Origin of the sequence: Xanthomonas cissicola (genome assembly GCF_008801575.1) — a bacterium.
Taxonomy (GTDB): Bacteria; Pseudomonadota; Gammaproteobacteria; order Xanthomonadales; family Xanthomonadaceae; genus Xanthomonas; species Xanthomonas cissicola.
This window is the reverse complement of sequence record NZ_VZPL01000054.1, coordinates 15,481-30,353: the sequence shown is the minus strand read 5'-3', so window position 1 is coordinate 30,353 and position 14,873 is coordinate 15,481. Positions and strand designations below refer to the sequence as shown.

Below are 14,873 nucleotides of genomic sequence, written 5' to 3'. Positions count from 1 at the left end.
AGGCTTTTCATCCTCGTCAACCCCTCGTGAAGAGGACGTTGCCGCCGCTGCACCTCCATCCGCCGTAGCGTCTTTCCGTGTAGCGAGCCGCCCATCATAGCCGGCTTTTTCGTTTCGTCAACACCTTGTGATGTTTTCGATTCGCCTCGTTCGTTGTTGCGATGCCTCGAGAAGCGCCGCCGTCCTGAGCGAGGCCGCGCAGTTTATCGAGACCACGCAGAAGTGCAAGCACTTTTTTGACATTGGCATGACATCGACTCCTATCCACGCGGGTACGGCACGCGCTGCGCACTCTGGCCAGTTCCCGCACGCATGCAGGCTGCAAGTTCACCGATCGACATCCAGAAACGTGACGCTGCGGTATCGATCGCTGGTTGGCTCGATGAAAATGCATGTGTCTAGACAGAGAGCGCCCTCATGCCCGCTTCCCGCAATCTGCTTCGCGATCTATCCCTGCCTGCGATGGCCGCCGGTTTTGTCACCGTGCTGGTGGGATTCGCCAGCTCTGCGGTGATCGTGTTCGAGGCAGCGCGCTATCTGGGCGCCGACCAGGCACAGCTTGCGTCGTGGATGTGGGCGCTGGGCATCGGCATGGGCGCGACGTGTATCGGCTTGTCGCTGCGCTACCGCGCGCCAGTGGTCACGGCCTGGTCCACGCCGGGTGCGGCGATGCTGATCGGCAGTGCGGCCGGGGTGCCATTACGCGAGGCGGTCGGTGCGTTTGTGGTGGCCGCGGTATTGGGGATGGTGGCCGGGTTTTCGGGATTCTTCGAACGGGCGATCCGGCAGGTTCCGATCTCCCTTGCCTCCGGGATGCTGGCCGGCGTGCTGTTGCGCTTCGGCCTGGACATCTTTGTGGCCATGCAGAGCCAGGTGTTGCTGGCGCTGGCGATGTTGGCGACCTATCTGGGCGGGCGGCGCTGGTTTGCGCGCTATGCGGTGATTGCGACCTTGTTGGTAGGTATTGCGATCGCCGCCAGCAGCGGACTGCTGCGGCTGGGGGCCGTACACCTGCAACTGGCCCACCCGGTGCTGGTGGTGCCGTCGCTATCGTGGGCGGCGCTGTTCGGCCTGGCGATTCCGTTGTTTGTGGTGACCATGGCCTCGCAGAACGTGCCGGGCGTGGCGGTGATCCGGGCGTCCGGCTATGCGGTGCCGATCTCACCGACGGTCGGCTGGATCGGTGTGGTCAATGCAGTGCTGGCGCCGTTCGGCGGCTTTGCATTGAATCTGGCGGCGATTACTGCGGCGATCTGCATGGGCCGCGAAGCGCACGAAGATCCGGCTCGGCGCTACACCGCTGCGGTCAGCGCGGGCGTGTTCTACGTGGTAGTGGGTTGTTCGGTGCGACCGTGGCACCGGTGTTTGCGGCCTTCCCACGTGAACTGGTGATGGCGATCGCCGGGATCGCGCTATTAGGCACTATCGGAAATAGCCTGGCGGCGGCATTGCGCGAGGACAGCAAGCGCGAAGCGGCGTTGATCACCTTTCTGGTCACCGCCTCCGGGCTGACGCTGGGCGGGATCGGCGCGGCATTCTGGGGCTTGGTGGCCGGAACGATCACATTGCTGGCATTGCGGACGAAAGCAGCGCCTTAGCACGCGTGCCCGCTGATGGAGCGAGAGGTGCGGCAGGCGCATGCGCTGGCCATGCGGGTTGATCGCAGCGCCCTTAGCCCTTACTCCGGGTCGCGCAACTGCAGCAGCCAGTGCGCGGTGATGCTGCTGGGGCTGGGCAAGGGTTCGAGATGGAACTGGCGATACACCGGTGCGCCATCACGGGTGCGCAGCGGCAAGGTGACATAGGCGGCGCGGCCCAGGCGCAGCGCCTCTTCAAGCAGTTCGACCTTGCCACGGGCGGCATCGTCGTCCAGCAGGGCAAGGATGTCGCAACCGATCAAGTCGGCCACTTCGGTCTGGCTGAGTTCGGCGAACGCCGGGTTGACGAACATCAGCCGGTGCGCGGCGCCCTTGGCACCGCGTTCGATAATGGCCACCCCGTCGCGCAGCCGCGACAGCGAGGCTTCGAGCAGGGTGAAGTCCTGCTGGAAGCGCTTGCGTTCCATCAGTTCGATCAGCACGCGCAGGCTGCGCGCCGATTCCAGATGCAGCGGCGACCAACGCCGTGCGCGGCCGCGCACGGTCTGCTGCCACAGATCGAAACTCTTGCGCGGCGACAGCCGCGAATTGGGGATGTCCTGCAACTTGGCCAGCTGCGGGTTGCCGGCCCATTTGACCTGCTGCACCTGCTCGCGGCGGGTCCACAACAGCGCGCTACGCGATTGCGGCATCAGCGGCACGAAGATGAAACCGGCTGCCAGTGGGGCGAGGTCGGCCAACTCCGGGAACACCTCGCCGATGGCGTCCACATGCAGGGCGCCGACCGCATCCTCGCGCAGGGCGTCGTGGTGTTCGGATTCGAGATGTTCGCGGATGCGGCGCAACGCCTCTGCATCCGGCACGCTGCCATGACGGCTGATTTCATTGCCATGGAAGATCGCCACGCCATCGGCGTCGACCACGTCCATCAGGTCCGGGGCCATGTCGGCGAGCATGTCCACGGTCAGGTGCTCGGCGTCGTTGAAGTCGGTGATCAATTTTTCGCGGATGGTCAGCAGCACCGACTCCAGCCGCGCCCGCCCCACCGCCTGCAGCGCGCCGATGCGCCCGGCCAGCGCGCGGGTCACCGCATCGGTGGCATCGCGCATGGCATGGCTGGTGAAGTGCGGGCTGTAGTGGTGACAGGAAATCAGCCCCCACAGCGCATCGTTGACCACGATCGAGGACACCAGGGTGGCGCTGACGCCCATGTTGGCCAGGTATTCCAGATGCACCGGCGAGACGCTGCGCAGGCTGACATCGCTCAGATCCACCGGCGTGCCCAGGCGCGGATGCAAGGTGGGCTGGATCGGCGACGGCTGGTACCGCACATCGGCGATCTGGCGCACGCGGTTGCGCAGGTATAGCGCGCGTGCCTGCGCCGGGATGTCGCTGGCCGGGTAATGCAGGCCCAGATAGGCCTCCAGTTCGGGCTGGCGCGCTTCGGCGATGACGTCGCCATTCCACTCTTCGTCGAAGCGATACACCATCACGCGGTCGAAGCCGATCATGCTGCGCAGGCCCTTGGCCGCGCGCACCGCCGCTTCGTCGATGCCGGCATCGCGCTCGATGCTGCGCAACAGCGGCAGCGCTTCGCGTAGGGTGACATCCATCAGGCGCGCGTCGCGCGGCTCGATCTCGACCAGCCATTGCTCCGGATACAGATGCCAGGCGGCCACCCAGGGGTGGTCGGTCGGCGCGCTGCGCTGCGGGAAGCGCACATCGGCGTGCAGCAGGTGCTGCGGTTGATCGTCCACTGCGAACGGTTGCGCGTCGGGCAGTTCCAGCATCTGGGTGTACGGCGTGCCCAGCAGGGCATCCATCGGCACGCCGAGCAGGTCGGCGGCGGTGCTGCTGGCCTGCACGATGCGGCCATCGGCCGGTTCGATCACCAGCAACACGCCGTAGGGCTGGATCAGTCCGGGAACATGGATCGGTTCCTGCGCGCAGACATCCATATCCAGAGGTTCGGTGGGCTGATTCACGGCTGCGGCTCCGCTGCGAGGCAGGAATGGAAGTGGGCGAACATGGCCTGCGCGCCGCCGATGGCAGCGTCGCGTGCGGATGGGGTGGCCAGGCGCCGATCCAGCGCTGCCTGGAAGCGGCGCCAGCCGGCCGGGTCGCCGTCGGCCAGCTCGAAATAGCGCAGGGCGCCGGCCAGAGCGGGCTGCTGCTTGCGCAAGTTGCGCGCGATCACCCGTCCACCAAGCTGCGAGCCTTCGATGACGTACAACATGCCCCAGCGCGCGGCATCGTCGGCGCTGGCGGGCAGTGCGGCCGGCAGATCCGGTTGCTGGCCGAGCGCGCGCAGGTCATCGCGCAGTGCCGGCACGCGACGGCGGTAATGCCAGCCGTTGCCGACCAGGGTGGTCAGCCAGTTGCCGAGCTGCGCTTCGAAGCCGGCCAGCAAGGCGTGGTGGCGACGCAGGATCCGCGCATAGGCAGCCGAATCGACCTGCCCCTGCGCCAACGCCTGCATCAGCGGCACCGCTTCGACCAGGCGATGGGCATCCTGGGTGGCATGGCGCAGCGCGAGCGCAGCCGAGGGCGGAACTGCCAGGACGTCGGAAACCATAGGGGCTCAAGGCGGTGCCGCGGCACGAAGGACACCAGACTAGCAGTGCCTGCGCAAATCAGAAAAAGCAGACGCGAGCGCAAGCTGAATAGGTTGGCTTCACGTCTGCGCCGCGGGTGTGGTGCCGGCGCCGCGCGCGGCCCGTTTCCAGGCCATGCCCCAGCCTGCGGCCAGCAGGACAGCAGCCAGCAACCACGGCGCGCCCGGCAGATGCAGCGGCGCACCGCTGCCGATGAACCAAGCGAAGACATTGGCGAACAACAGTGGACCGACGATGCCGGCCAGGCTGACCAGACCGGTAAGCGCGCCCTGCACGCGACCTTGCGCGTCGGCGCCGACCTCACGGGTGATCAGGGCCTGCGCGGACGGTGCGGCAATGGCCCACAACGCACTGATCGGCACACCGATCAGGAAGGCAGTGCCGCTGTCGGCCAGCCCATAGATGATGAAGCCGATCACCCCGCAGCCCAGCCCCAGCAGCAACGCGCGGCGTTCGCCGAGCCGGCGCACCAGGCGGCCGACCAGCAACGCATTGACGATGATGCTGCAGACACCGACCCCGGCCAGTACCCAGCTCACTTCGCGCGGGCCCCAGTGGTATTGGTAACCGGCGAACAGCACGAAAATGCTGGGATAGACGTAATGCGCCAGGTTGGCCAGGAACACCACCGACGCCAGGCCGAACACCTGCGGGTAGCGGCGCAGCAGTTTGAGCGCGCCCAGCGGATTGGCGTGCGACCAGTCCAGCCGCGCGGTGCGGCGTTGGGCGGGCAGCGATTCGGGCAGCACGAACCAGCCATACAGCACGTTCAACAGGGCAAGCCCGGCGGCAAACCAGAACGGCCAGCGCAACCCGATGCTGCCCAGCCAACCGCCAATCAACGGGCCGGCGACAAAGCCGATGCCGAAGGCGGCACCAAGCATGCCGAATGCGCCGGCGCGTTTGTCCGGTGGGGTGACATCGGCGATGTAGGCATTGGCGGTGGAGAAGCTGGCCGAGCACACGCCGGAGATGACCCGCGCCAGCAGCAGCATTGGCAGGCTGTGGGCAATGGCCATCAGGATGAAGTCCAGGCCCAGGCCAAGGCACGAGAGCAGGATCACCGGGCGGCGACCGAAGCGGTCGGAGAGCGCGCCCTGCAACGGCGAGCAGACGAACTGGATGGCAGCGAACAGGAAGCCGAACCAGCCGATCCAGCCGGCGGCCACTACGTAGTCGCCGCCGGTGAAGTGGCGCACCAGATCCGGGAGTACCGGAATGATGACCCCGAAGGACAGCACGTCGATCAGGACGGTGATGAAGATGAAGATCAGCGCGGCGCGGCGGCGCCCCGGGACGGGAGCGGAATCGGGAGAGAGGGACATCGCGCGGCGCAGTTGGGCGAAGCGGCGAGTGTAGCGAGGGATTGGGTGGTTGATGCTGGTGGCGCGTGGTTGCTGGGAAACCTGCTGTCGTTCGGGCTGCATCAGGCTGCACCCAGACCCTCCCCCCCTTCGGGCCACCTTCTCCTCCATGAAGGACGACAATGTCCCGGTGGGAGAAGGATGCGTCGTTCGAGCCCCTCTCTCCCCGGAGCGAGAAGGCACGGCTGGCGCGCCACTGGCGCGCGTGCCCTGGAACGCCCGCACCGTAGGCGCGGCCGGGGCGCGGAGCGGGGGTTGGGGTGAGGGTACGGGGAAAAGCCCCGCAATGATTCCGAGTGCACGAGGCTTCGCACGCACCCTCATCCGCCCTACGGACACCTTCCCCCCCGATGAAGGGGGACAATGTCCCGGTGGGAGAAGGAAGCCTCCGCTGCTTTTATTGGCGTAGAAAGCAGCGCGGGCCTGGGCGGCTACTCGACGCTGATGGTCTGGGTCAGGGTGTGGCTGGCGCCGGGGGCGAGCTCGATGACGTCCGGGCCGGCATTGGCCGCTTCCAGGCAGACGTAGTCGCGCCAGCCCTCGCCCACGTCGGCCATCTTCTTGCCGGCGTCTTCGCCCGGGTTCCAGGCCACCAGCGAGCGGCTGCCTTCGGTGGCGATGACGATGTGGCGACCGAGCACCGGGTCGGTGAGCGTGTAGCGGCCGCCGGCGTTGGTGTAGATGCGGTCGCTACGACCGGGGTCGCGTGGGTCGCGCAGGCTCCAGTCGCCTTGCTGGCGGTGGGCGGTGGCGTAGTTCTCGTATTTATCCAGATAGTCCAGGCCATCCAGGCCCTGCACGCTGACCTTGAGCGCGTCGCCAACACGGAAGTAGTTGTGCAACGCCTGGGTGAAACGCACCGGGGCGACGCTGGTGTTTTCGGTGATCAGGCGTTGCTCCAGCGTGCGGCCGATGCGCAGGGTCATGCGCAGGCGCAGCGCCAGGTCGTCGAAGCGCGGCGGGGTGAGCGTGAGCACCACGGTGCCGTCGTCTTCGCGGTGGCTTTCGGTGAGTTGCCAGGCCACCGTGCGCACGAACCCGTGGGCGGGAACGTCGCCGGCCTGGTCCTGGCGGCCGAAATACGGCCAGCACACCGGCGCACCGCCGCGGATCGGGGTAGGCGGTTGCTGGGCGCTGGGCGAAAGCCACATCACGTCCTGTCCGCCCTTGGGCACAAACGAGAGCAGCTGGCCACCGAACAGGCTGATGGCGGCGGTGGAGAACGGGGTGTCGATCAGCAACGACGGAAACCCATGGAAATCGCCTGTGGTCAGGCCGGTGGTGTCGGACATGGGGGATGCCTTTTGGACGCTGGGGGATTGGGCGAAGGCCGGGTATGCGGCCGGCAGCTTGAACGCGGTGGCGCGCATGGCGGCGGCGCCGGCGACCGGCGGGGCGGCGCGGAACGCGGCGAGGATGCGTTGGCCCGGACGGCCGTCGGCCGGTTGCAGGCCCAGGCGGGTCTGCTCGACCTGGATGGCGCGGCGGGTGGCGCTGCCGACCATGCCGTCGGCCTCGCCGATCTGGTAGCCGCGGGCGAGCAGCAACTGCTGCAGTTCGCGTCGTTCGGGCCGGCCCAGGCCGGGATCGTCGGTAGGCCAGGCCGCGATCAGGCCCGGGCCGCCACGCAGGCGATCGGCGAGCAGGGCGATGGACAGCGCGTAACTTTCGGCGGCGTTGTAGGCGTAGATCGCGTCGTAGTTGCGGAACACCAGGAACGCCGGGCCGGTGGCGCCGGCCGGCAGCAGCAAGGCGGCCGGCGTTTCTGCCGGCAGCCCGGTTGGTGCCAGCGGTTTGCCGTCGGTGCCGAGCAGGCCGGCGCTTTGCCAGGCCTGCAGCGGTTGGCGGCGGGTGCGCCCGGCCTTGCTGGCGTCGAAACCGCGCGGCAGGGTGACTTCCATGCCCCACGGACGGGCGCGTTCCCAGCCGGCCTTGACCAGGTAGTTGGCGGTGGAGGCCAGTGCATCGGGAATGCTGGTCACCAGATCGCGGCGGCCGTCGCCGTCGCCATCCACCGCGATGCGGGCGTAGGTCGAAGGCATGAACTGGGTCTGCCCGAACGCGCCGGCCCAGGAGCCGGTGAGGCCGTCCGCCGACAGATCGCCTTGCTGCAGCAGGCTGAGCAAGGCGAGGAATTCGCCACGAAAGAACGGCTGGCGACGGCCCGCGCACGACAGCGTGGCCAGCGATACCAGCAGCGGGCGCTTACCGGTGACGCGGCCGTAATCGCTCTCCACGCCCCACACCGCCACGATGGTGGCTGGGTCCACGCCGGTTTGATCGGACAGGCGGCTGAGCAGTTCGCGGTGGGTGACCAGCATGGCCTGGCCATCGGTGACGCGCTGGCTGTCGACCAGGCTGGCCAGGTAGTCCCAGATGGGCGTGGTGAATTCGGGCTGCGCATCCAGCAGCGGCAAGACGCTGGAATCGGGCGCCAGCCCGGCGGTGAAGCGCTGAAAGCTGGCAGCGTCCACGCCCTTGGCAGCGGCCTGCGTCTGCAGGCCAGCCAGGCAGCGATCGAAGGCCGGATCGGCGCAGGCCGCCAGCGGCAGCAGTCCCAACACGAACGGCAACGCGCCCCGGGACAGCGTCATGGCGCGATGGCCGGCGGGTGGGCAGACGTCATGCGGTGAAGCGCTCCTGCGCGACAAGTCGGGCCGCCGAGCATAGCCAACCTGGGTGGTGGCAGGCGTGCAGGATGGCGATGCGTGATGCGTTCCTGGGTGAGGCCGGAGGCTCGATGCGAGCGATCGTGCCGCCGGTCCGACTGGCTCAGCTGCCGTCGCCGGCGATCCCGGTCAGCATCGACAGGGCCGGCGCGGTCGGAGCGTTTTCGGTCACTCGGCGGGTGCGGGCATGGCGCGGTGCATCGTGGCGCGGGCCGAAGCGAATCAGCGCGGTGGCCACGCACGCCGGCAGCACGATCGCGAACACGACCGCCGCCAGAAGCACCCATTGCCAGAGAGTGAAGGTTGCCATGATCCAAGTCCCCCGCGGCGGAGTTCGCCTGGGCGGCAAGCTTCGGCGATCGGCTGCGAACGCGGCGTCGACAAATAGGGGAGTGAAGACCGTTCGTCGGGCGAAACAGGCCTGATGGGCCGCGCATTGAGGGGCGCGCGGCGGCTGGCGACGTCTGGTTGGGTGGGGGGCAACTGTCGACGTGGAGGATCAACGTGCGTCGAGGTAGAACCAGTGACCTGCCTCGCGCACGAAACGGCTGTGTTCGGTCATGCGGACTGCGCTGCCGCCACCGATGCGATAGCGCGCCAGGAAGACCACCTCGGCTGTTTCGGGGCCGGTATCGCGGGTGCGCTGCACGGTCAGGCCAAGCCAGGTGGTGCGCCCGCCTTCGTCCAGCGACAGCGCGGCCGGGCGCGTGGACGGATGCCAGCTGGCCAGCAGGTACGCAGCATCGCGGCGCACGTAGGCGCTGTAGCGCGCGCGCATCAACGTCTCGGCGTCGGGCGCGGCGGCACCGGCGTGATATGGGCCGCAACAACGTGCGTAATCGGCCGGGCGGCCGCAGGGACAGGGGTCGGTGGGTGTGGTCGGCATGCGGGGATTGTGCGGGATGGGATTGGGGATTGGGGATTGGGGATTGGGGATTGCGTTGCGAAGCGGGATGCGGGAGCGGCGGCTATGCTGTCGCCCCCGTTGCGCGGAGCGTGGTCTTGCTGGAATTGATTCCCACCGAATTGCCGTGGCTGCTGTGCATTGCGTTCGTGGCCGGGTTGGTGGATGCGGCGGTCGGCGGTGGCGGATTGATCCAGTTGCCGGGGCTGTTTGCGACGCTGCCGCAGCAGGCGCCGTCGCTGATTCTCGGCACCAACAAGTTCAGCGCAATGTTCGGCACCGCTGCGTCGGCGTGGCGATACGCGCGCACGGTGCGCTTTCCGTGGCGGCCGGTGCTGTATGCCACCGCCGCGGCGTTTACGTTCTCGTTCCTGGGCGCGACCGCCGTCAGCCTGATGCCCAGGCAGGCGGTGCGGCCGCTGATTCTGATGCTGCTGATCGCGATGCTGATCTATACGCTGGTCAAGAAAGACTTCGGCGCACTGCATCGGCCACGTCAGGTCGGCCGGCGCGAACTGGCCACCGCGTTGGCGATGGGAGCGGCCATCGGCTTCTACGACGGGTTCTTCGGCCCCGGCACGGGCAGCTTCCTGATCTTTCTGTTCATTCGCTTTTTCGGACTGGATTTCCTGCGCGCCTCAGCGGCGGCGAAGGTGGTCAACCTGGCCACCAACCTTGCGGCGTTGTCGTTCTTCTTGCCCAGCGGGCAGGTGATGCTGGCGATCGGCCTGCCGATGGCGGCGGCGAACGTGGCCGGCGCGGTGGCCGGCACACGAATGGCGTTACGTGGCGGCACGCCATTGATCCGCAAATTGTTCCTGGTACTGGTGATCGTACTGATCGGCAAGATGGGCTGGGATCTGCTGCGCTAATCACTGGAACCCGCTGCCAACGCAACGTAGTCGAAACGGCGACGCCACCTGCAGATGGCATCGCCCCTGAATTGTTTTCAGCGTTTGCGGCGCGCCTGCGGGGCGCCTGTCTTGGCGCCCCGCGTTGTGGCCGGCGACGGTTTAGCCACCGCACGCGTCGAGGTTGTCTTGCCGGCGCCGCGCGCTGGCTGACCAGTCGATGCGGCTGTTGCACGTGGCTTGGCTGCGGCAGTTTTCAATGCCGCAGATGCGGCGGCGACCTTCCTGGATGTGGCGTTGGATGCGCTTGTGGCCGCAATCGGCTTGCCCGGCGTTTTTGAAGACCGAGTGGTCTTGCCCACGTTGGACCTGGATGCGACTCCTGACGACACCGCCGGCACGCCCGCTGGGCGTTTGTTGGATGCCGGCTTGCCAGCCAGAGCAGGAGTGCGCGAAGGCGATTTCTTCGGGCGTTTTGCTTGAGGCTGTGCCGCAGCACGCGTGGAAGATGCGGTCTTGGCGGTCTTGTTCTGCTTGCTCGTCGTCGCGACTGCCGGCTTGCGCTGACCAGTCTGCGTTTCCTGCGCTGCGGGCGGGGTCTCCTCCGTCGCAGGCGATGCCGTGTGCATTGGGACGCCGTTGGTTGCCATGCCATCTGCGCTTGCAGCGCCCTGCACTCCTGCTGACTCGGCCGCAGCCTCGATCGACGGCGCAGCGTCAGTGGCATCGGCAACTGCCGGCTCATCGCCGCGCGAGCGCTCCGGCAGCTTCAATCGCTGTGCCTGCTCGTCGTATTCGATCAGCAACACGCCAGAGTTATGACGGCCGCTGATTTCGACAAAGCACGCACCACCGATGAAGGGCTCCAAGGTCATCACCGACTTCAACGGCGTGGCCACCACCATCTGGAAGCCGAAGTTCTCGAAGATATTCATCGCCAGTGCGGTGAATTCGTTGTCGGCCTTGTCGAAGGCTTCGTCCAGCACTACCGCGCAGTAGCGCGGCAGTTCGCCGTCTTCGCCGCCGAGCTGGTAACGCAGCGCGGCCGCCAGGCACGTGGTTGCCAGTTTCTGGCGCTGACCGCCGGACTTGCCGGCGCCGCTGCGGTAGATCTCCACCTGCGCGCGCGTCTGTGCGTCCAGTTCCACACCGATGAACTCCACATGCAGGCGCACATCCAGCACCTGTTCGCGCCAGCGGCGTGCCTCCGGTTCCTGGGCGCCCAGGCGTGCCACCAGCGCACGCAAGGTGGAAAACTGCGCTTCGGCCAGGGCACGGTCTTCGGTCTGTTGATGCGACAGCACCGCGCGCAACTGCTGCTGGAATTCCTGCACCTCGGCCAGGCGGCGGTCGCCGACCTCGATGGTCAGCACGGTGTCGCGATTGAACGGCACCTGCTCCAGACTGGCGTTGACCTCGTCCATGCGCTGCTTGATGCCCTTGTGGGCTTCGGCGGTGTGGCGCTGCAAGGCCAGCAGGTTGTTCTTGCTCTGGGTCTGCAACAGGTCGAAGAAACGATGCTCGTGACGCGGCAGGCCATCGCTTTCCAGCCGGTCCAGACGCGCTAGGAAATCGTCGGCGCTGGCAAGGCTCACGGTGAAATCGCCGCTGTCTTCGGGCCATTGCTGGCAATACTTGCGGAAGCACTCCAGCAACTGCGCGCTGAGCCGGCTGTCGCGGCCCTGGCTGTCGGCCAGCTGCTCGGCCAGGCCACGTTCGACCACGCGGAAATGCGCTTCCAGATTGTCCAGCGACAGCGGCGTCAATGCGGCAAGCCGTTCCCGCAAGCCCTGCAACTGGGTGGGCGTGAGCGTGGCGGAACCTGCGCGGCCCGCGCAGGCCGCCTGCTGCTGTTCGAGCCGCACGCGCTCGCGCGCCAGTTGCGCGCGCTCCAGCCGCACATCTTCGTAGGTGCGCTTGGCCTGTTCGCGCAGGGTGCGTGCGGTGTCGATGGCCTGGCCGAGCGCACGCAGGCCGCTGTTGCCTTCGCGCAGCTGCACCAACTGTTCGTCGATATCGCTCAGGCGCTGCAGCTTGGGGCCGACGTCGATCTCGTCCCAGTCGCGCTCCACCAGGGTGTGCGCGGCCAGTTGGCGTTCCTGGTCCTGCTCACGCTGCTTGCGCAGCGCTGCCACATCGGCATCGCAGCTGGCGATGCGCTGAGCCAGCGTCTGCGCTTCGCGTTCGAACACCTTGAGCTTGTCGCGGTTGTCGTGACCGAGCAGCCAACGCTTGCGGTCGTTGACCGCATGGCGGTCGTCCTTCTCATAGCGATCGCCAGGATGCTTGACCTGGCCCTCGCGGGTGATTGCGCGGTCGGCGTTGCGCAGCGCTGCGGCGTTGTCCACGCAGGCGTAGTCGAAACGGCGGGTCAGCTCGTTGCGCAGCCATTCGGTAAAGGCGTGCTCGCGCAATTGCAGCTTGCCGGGCAGCGCGCCGGGATCGACCCGCCGCGAATGCAGCTCGTCGTTGCGGCGCACACGGAAGTACACCAGGCGCGTACCGATATGGGTGCGGTTGACCCATTCGCTGACCTGCGCGTAATGCCGCTCGTCCACCAGCAGCGATTGCGCAAAGCCGTGCAACACACGCTCGATCGCGCCGCGCCAGGCCGTCTGGTCCTCGCGTACCTGCACCAGCTCGCCAACGAACGGCAGCGCGGCCTCGGCAATGCCGGTGTCTTCGCACAGCCGCGCGCGCAAGGCCTGCATCGGTGCCGGCATGCTCGATGGCGCGCGTTTCAGGGCCTCCAGTTCGGCACGGATCTCGGCAAAGCGGCGCTCGTCGTCGCGCCGCGCACCCATGCGCTCGGCGATGGCGTCATCCAGCGCGCTGGCGTCGTGCTTGCCGTTATCCAGCACGGTCTGCGCATGCGCAATCTGCGCGGCAAAGCCGCTGGCGCCGGCCGCCAGGGCGGTACCGAGCTGGCGGCAGGCCTGTTCGATCTGTGCACGGCGGCGCAGGCGTTCGTCGCGCTCGCGCTCGACGCGTGCGCGTTCGCGTTCCAGTTCTTCGACCTGCTCGCCACCGGCGGCGCGCTGCTCGCGCTCCAGGCCGACCAGTTTTTGTTCGTGGTTATCCAGCGATTCGCGGCGCTGGCCTTCTTCGCCGGCCAGTCCACGGTCCTGGTTGTCCAGCTCCTGCAGCCGCTCCTCCAGCAAGGCCAGCCGCTGCTGCTCGCGGTAGCTGTCCACGCCCAGCTGCAACTCGCGCAACTCGCCGACGCTGTGGCGCAGCGCCATCAGCGCCGCGTGGTGCTCGCGCGCAGGGGTCAGGGTTTCCACCTGGCGCCGGGCGGTGACCACCGCATGGTGCGCGCCATCGAGCTCGGCAAAATCTTCCACCAGCCGGTCGGCCGCTTCGAAGGTCCGCGGCTCGTCCAGCATGAAACCGCGCAGGAATGCATTGAGATCGCCCAGGTTCTTGGCCGACTGGGTCTTGTGCAACAGCCGCAGCGCCATCTCGTTGCCGATGCCCAGCGCATGCCGGAAGCGTTCGGCATAGCCGGCGAAGCCGTCGAAATGCGCAACTTCATCGCCCAATCGCGCCTTGAGCTTGCGCAGGTCGAGATCGAAGCCATCCAGCTCGGTCGCCACGTCGAAACGGCGTGGCGCGACCATGTAGTGACGCCGCACATCGGCCGCCGCGTTACCGCTGCCGGCGATCCAGAACAACCGGATCAGGCTCACCGTCTGGCCATGCGCGTTCGCGTACTCCAACACCAATGCGGTCCAGGTGGCGCCCTTGCGCAGGTATTGCGTGGCGATTTCGCCGGACGCGCTGTCCTGCTGATCGGCCCACGCACCGCGTACATACGACACCAGACTCCGATCGCGCCCACTGCGTTCGGCTTCGCGCGCGGCAGCGTTGAAGTCGACGATGCTCGGCGGCGTCAACAATGCCGACATCGCATCCAGCAAGGTGGACTTGCCCGAGCCCGAACGCCCAACGAACAGGAAGCCCTTCTGCGCGATTGGCACTTCGGTCAGCCCATTGAAGGTGCCCCAGTTGTGCACCTGCAAGCGCCGCATGCGGAACTGCTGCGCACGTTGCTCGGCGAGCGTCTCGGCAAACAAGGAGGCACCCGGCTGCGCCGGCGACAGATTGGACTGGGAATTCATTGCTCACTCACCAAAAACGAAACGAAAGAGACGCCAAGGACAGACCATCACGAGCGGTGAAGCAGTTCCTTGTGGTGCGGTGTTACGGGAAGAACTTGAGCAGGGTAGCGAATGGAGTGCATGGACGGCCTCGCGACCAGGGTCGCTCCTACACAAACAGGTGCCTTGGACCGGGTTGTGCGAAGGTCGCGCGCATGCGACAGAAAATTGCGGTCCTTGGAGCACCTGCACCACCCACTTTTTCGACATCGGCCGATCGCGACCACCATCACCCCGTCTCCGTTACCGCATCCCAGCCTTACTGCTTTGCTGTTGCTGTTGCTGTTGCTGTTGCTGTTGCTGTTGCTGTTGCTGTTGCTGTTGCAGTTGCTGTTGCTGTTGCAGTTGCAGTTGCAGTTGCAGTTTGCATGTCGGGGCCCCATGCCGCAGCGGCAAGGCCGGCAGAGACAACCCGCAGGGCGGCGCGCATGGATGCGCGACGTTTTTGTAAGGGACATGGATGTTCCTTACAAAAATTTCTGCCGGACTTGCGCAGGCGCGCAGGGCGCGAGGACGGGGTGTGCTTTCTTTTGGTTACTTTTCTTTGCACAAGCAAAGAAAAGTGACTCGCGCCCGCAAGGGCGTAAAAGCTTTGCTCTACCAAATACAACCCGTAACACTTCAAGTACCGCCTGACACCAGCCCCTCATCCGCCCTGCGGGCACCTTCTCCCCCATGAAGGAGGACAATGTCCCGGAGAGAGAAGGGAGAT

General features: G+C 66.7%; 9 protein-coding genes and 1 pseudogene. 3 read left to right on the top strand and 7 right to left on the bottom strand.

The annotated features are described in order from the left end of the window. The first annotated feature begins 417 nt into the window (after positions 1–417). Positions 418–1,598 (top strand): annotated as a pseudogene (locus F7R02_RS18575) (benzoate/H(+) symporter BenE family transporter). Positions 1,599–1,678: 80 nt separating this feature from the next. On the opposite strand, the gene bphP reads toward F7R02_RS18575, so the two are convergent. From bphP to F7R02_RS18545, 6 genes are all read right to left on the bottom strand, one after another. Then, the gene (gene bphP / locus F7R02_RS18570; protein WP_082340702.1) at positions 1,679–3,583 is read right to left on the bottom strand and encodes a bacteriophytochrome BphP; all 1,905 of its coding nucleotides are present in this window, start codon (positions 3,581–3,583) and stop codon (positions 1,679–1,681) included. Next, entirely contained in the window at positions 3,580–4,173 is a 594-nt protein-coding gene (locus F7R02_RS18565; RefSeq protein WP_151210148.1) for a biliverdin-producing heme oxygenase, read from the bottom strand. Before F7R02_RS18565 ends, bphP begins: the two co-directional genes overlap by 4 nt. A gap of 99 nt (positions 4,174–4,272) precedes the next feature. Then, positions 4,273–5,538 (bottom strand): TCR/Tet family MFS transporter, encoded by a 1,266-nt coding sequence (locus F7R02_RS18560; RefSeq protein ID WP_003489370.1) that lies wholly within the window; start codon positions 5,536–5,538, stop codon positions 4,273–4,275. Between the two features lie 470 nt (positions 5,539–6,008). Continuing rightward, complete coding sequence (locus tag F7R02_RS18555; protein ID WP_078589879.1) at positions 6,009–8,171, bottom strand: lytic murein transglycosylase; 2,163 nt, start codon at positions 8,169–8,171, stop codon at positions 6,009–6,011. 178 nt (positions 8,172–8,349) lie between these two features. Further along, positions 8,350–8,556, bottom strand: a complete 207-nt coding sequence (locus F7R02_RS18550) for a hypothetical protein (protein WP_005916627.1) — start codon at positions 8,554–8,556, stop codon at positions 8,350–8,352. A gap of 189 nt (positions 8,557–8,745) precedes the next feature. Beyond that, the gene (locus F7R02_RS18545; protein ID WP_003489361.1) at positions 8,746–9,132 is read right to left on the bottom strand and encodes a YchJ family protein; all 387 of its coding nucleotides are present in this window, start codon (positions 9,130–9,132) and stop codon (positions 8,746–8,748) included. Positions 9,133–9,242: 110 nt separating this feature from the next. Here F7R02_RS18545 and F7R02_RS18540 point away from each other — a divergent pair, with 110 nt between their 5' ends. Then, on the top strand, positions 9,243–10,022 hold the full coding sequence (locus tag F7R02_RS18540) for a sulfite exporter TauE/SafE family protein (RefSeq protein WP_208789125.1): 780 nt from the start codon (positions 9,243–9,245) through the stop codon (positions 10,020–10,022). A gap of 77 nt (positions 10,023–10,099) precedes the next feature. Here F7R02_RS18540 and F7R02_RS18535 read toward each other — a convergent pair whose 3' ends face one another. Then, entirely contained in the window at positions 10,100–14,122 is a 4,023-nt protein-coding gene (locus F7R02_RS18535) for an SbcC/MukB-like Walker B domain-containing protein (protein WP_078591014.1), read from the bottom strand. A 306-nt stretch (positions 14,123–14,428) separates the two neighbouring features. On the opposite strand from F7R02_RS18535, the gene F7R02_RS26435 reads away from it, so the two are divergent. Continuing rightward, positions 14,429–14,797: a hypothetical protein gene (locus F7R02_RS26435; protein WP_167521060.1), complete on the top strand. Its 369-nt coding sequence runs from the start codon at positions 14,429–14,431 to the stop codon at positions 14,795–14,797. Positions 14,798–14,873 lie beyond the last annotated feature (76 nt).